The 3143-nt window shown below is 44.3% G+C and carries 4 protein-coding genes and 1 pseudogene; 2 read left to right on the top strand and 3 right to left on the bottom strand.

Annotated elements, in window-relative coordinates:
- Positions 1 to 6 precede the first annotated feature (6 nt).
- Both R1Y93_RS00470 and R1Y93_RS00465 read right to left on the bottom strand, forming a co-directional pair.
- Positions 7 to 183 (bottom strand): hypothetical protein, encoded by a 177-nt coding sequence (locus R1Y93_RS00470; RefSeq protein WP_500821218.1) that lies wholly within the window; start codon positions 181 to 183, stop codon positions 7 to 9.
- Positions 108 to 305 (bottom strand): hypothetical protein, encoded by a 198-nt coding sequence (locus tag R1Y93_RS00465; protein ID WP_500821217.1) that lies wholly within the window; start codon positions 303 to 305, stop codon positions 108 to 110. Before R1Y93_RS00465 ends, R1Y93_RS00470 begins: the two co-directional genes overlap by 76 nt.
- A gap of 327 nt (positions 306 to 632) precedes the next feature.
- Here R1Y93_RS00465 and R1Y93_RS00460 point away from each other — a divergent pair, with 327 nt between their 5' ends.
- Complete coding sequence (locus R1Y93_RS00460) at positions 633 to 1451, top strand: TrmH family RNA methyltransferase (RefSeq protein WP_500821216.1); 819 nt, start codon at positions 633 to 635, stop codon at positions 1449 to 1451.
- 25 nt (positions 1452 to 1476) lie between these two features.
- Positions 1477 to 1950, top strand: coding sequence for a YbaK/EbsC family protein (locus R1Y93_RS00455; RefSeq protein ID WP_500821215.1), 474 nt, complete (start codon positions 1477 to 1479; stop codon positions 1948 to 1950).
- A 127-nt stretch (positions 1951 to 2077) separates the two neighbouring features.
- Here R1Y93_RS00455 and R1Y93_RS00450 read toward each other — a convergent pair.
- Positions 2078 to 3034 (bottom strand): annotated as a pseudogene (locus tag R1Y93_RS00450) (ROK family glucokinase).
- Between the last annotated feature and the right edge of the window lie 109 nt (positions 3035 to 3143).

Genomic DNA, 3143 nt, shown 5'->3' with positions numbered 1-3143 from the left:
TGATGATTAACACATTCCCATAATATTGGAAGGAGTATGCAGTCCTGTTAATACCAGTGAAGCAAAGGACTGGCTGAGAATGAATACTCCCACTGCGCTGAATGCAGTCAACCGATAACTGTGCGCCAAAGATTTGCGCAGATTTTCATAATCCTTTGCCCCATAACACTGCGAGAGTTGAATGGAAAATCCCTGGGTAAGTCCGGTAATACACCTGTGACGACCCACATCAAAAAGTCAACAGCCCCCAGTGCAGCAAGGGCCTCAACGCCTGCAACCTGGCCAACGATCATAGTGTCCACCATTGTATAAAGCTGCTGACAGATATTTCCCAGCATCAGAGGAATTGCAAAAAAAATGATCAACCGTCCCTGGCAAACCGGAGGTCATATCCTGGATCTTGGTTTTCATTAGTATAAAGTTTCCTTTCCGGAGCATAGTTAAAAAAGATTAAGAATGTTTTTTCAAATATGCTCTGATATTTACAGTGATAATTTTAACATCATTAATGTGAAAATAAAATATAATATTTATGACTATGGAACCCATTTGTTTTGATTGGGAAAGGATTTCTTGTGCAAATCTCCAAACTGATGTAAAATAAGATTACTCAGTTTGGAGGTCTTATTTTTATGTGGAATGAAATAAAAGATTTCACTGCGCCGGAACTGGATGTTTATGCCAGAACATCGGAAGTACAGCTTTTACGATACTATGAACCAAAACCTGGAATTTTTATTGCAGAAAGTCCGAAAGTGATTGAACGTGCCTTAAATGCAGGATATCAGCCGATTTCTTTTCTGGTAGATCACAAAGATCTGCTAGGAGAGGCGAGGGAAATTCTGGAACAATATACAAATGTGCCTGTCTATACTGCGGAATATGAACTATTGGTTAGGCTGACCGGATTTGCTCTTACGCGCGGAATGCTCTGCGCAATGCGCAGAAATCCACTGCCATCCGTAGAGGAAATCTGCAGAAACGCCAACCGCATAGCAGTTCTTGAAAATGTTGTAAATCCTACAAATATCGGAGCTATTTTCCGCTCAGCAGCAGCACTCCATATGGATGCAGTACTCTTGACTGGTGGATGCAGTGATCCACTTTACCGACGTGCAGCCAGAGTAAGCATGGGCACCGTATTCCAGATCCCCTGGACATACTTTGATAAAAAAAATGTATGGCCGCAGGATGGAATGCAGATCCTACAAAAGCTGGGATTCAAAACAGCCGCAATGGCTCTGCGTGACGATTCTGTAGGAATTGATGACAAAGCACTCCGATCAGAAAAAAAACTGGCAGTCATTCTCGGAACTGAGGGCGACGGCCTTACATCACAGACGATTGCGGACTGTGATTATACCGTAAAGATACCAATGTCCCACGGAGTAGATTCCCTGAATGTAGCTGCTGCAAGTGCAGTAGCCTTCTGGGAGCTGGGACACAGATAAGATATACTTAGGAGGAAATGAAAAAATGTCTTTAGAAAAAGCAGAAAAATATCTGGAAGAGAAGGGCTTTCTTGACCATGTAATCGAACTGGATGCATCCACTGCTACAGTAGCAGAAGCTGCAGCAGCACTCCATGTAGAGCCAGGCATGATCGCAAAAACTATGTCCTTTTTGCAGAACGACAAAGCAGTCCTGATCTTAACAGAGGGTACAGCAAAGGTAGATAACCGAAAATATAAAGATACTTTTCATATAAAAGCAAAAATGATTCCGTTTGATGAAGTAGAAAATATCATCGGTCACGCACCAGGAGGGGTATGCCCGTTTGGAATTAATCAGGGAATTGAAGTCTACCTTGACGAAAGTCTGAAACAATTTACCACTGTATATCCGGCTGCCGGCAATGACCACAGCGCTGTAAAACTCACAATCCCGGAACTGGAACAGGTATCAGAAGCAAACGGATGGGTAGATGTGTGTAAAGAAACGCAAAACTGATCGGCAAATATTCAAGTCAAGCAGCCGCGAGACTTGGCGCGTGATTCTGGTCAGCGTAAGCTGATATAGGGCTTTACAGAATCACTGCGCATCCTCGCGGAGCATATCAATTTCCTGATAACCCTTTTTAGTCCTTGATCACCATTCGTGCAGTTCCGTAAATCCCGGCATCATTTCCAAGCGTAGCAAGTACGATCGGTGTATCCTTGCATGTTGGGAATGCATACTTCCTGTAATATTTCTGAATACAGTCTATCAGCGGCTGTCCTGCCCTGGAAACTCCTCCGCCGATCACGATGGTCTGCGGATCGATCACACAGCAGAAAATACCAAGCGCCCTGCCCCAGTACATGCCCTCTCTACTTTTTCCATGATCTGTACAGCCAGCACATCTCCGTCCTTGTATGTACATTCCCCAGAACCTGCTTTGCGCTCAATTTGTCCACATTCTTTCTGAGAACGCTTGGAGCCTGGGTGGAATCAAGTACCCTCTTTGCAACACGGACAATACCGGTTGCGGAAGCATACTGCTCCAGACATCCATGATTACCACAGTTACAGCTTTCTGCTTCCTCGCTGTTCATATTGGCATGTCCCACTTCACCGCCGGCGCCGTGGAAACCAGGTACGATCTTACCATCAACTATAATACCACCGCCAACGCCTGTGCCAAGTGTAAGGAGCACGACACTCTTAGCGCCCTCTGCAGCACCTTTCCAAGCCTCTCCCAAAGCAGCTACATTGGCATCATTGGCAGCCTTTGCAGGAAGTCCAGTCAATGCACTGATCTCTGCTGCAACAGCCTTAAATCCCCAGTGAAGGTTTACTGCAAGGGGAACCTCGCCGTTCTCATTCACAGGTCCCTGTGGATACCGATACCAACACCATCAATATCGCCTTTTTCAATTCCACGTTCTTTGATCTTATCTTCAATAGTCTTTGCTATATCCGGAAGGATCGCAGCTCCTTCATTTTCTGTACGGGTAGCAATCTCCCATTTTTCTACCAGTGTTCCATCAGTAAGAAACAATCCACATTTGACAGATGTTCCTCCCACATCAATACCAAAACAATAAACTCCCATAATCTTATCCTTTCCATTGCCTTTTTTATTTTATTTCGTTAATCAAATTAATACCTTATAATCAATTATCCCGTTTCTTCGCTATATTGGCCTGCACACGCTTATACAG

Source organism: Blautia sp. HA3515, from assembly GCF_059933065.1.
The sequence above is the reverse complement of the archived record's forward strand: the minus strand, read 5'-3'. Positions and strand labels throughout refer to the sequence as shown.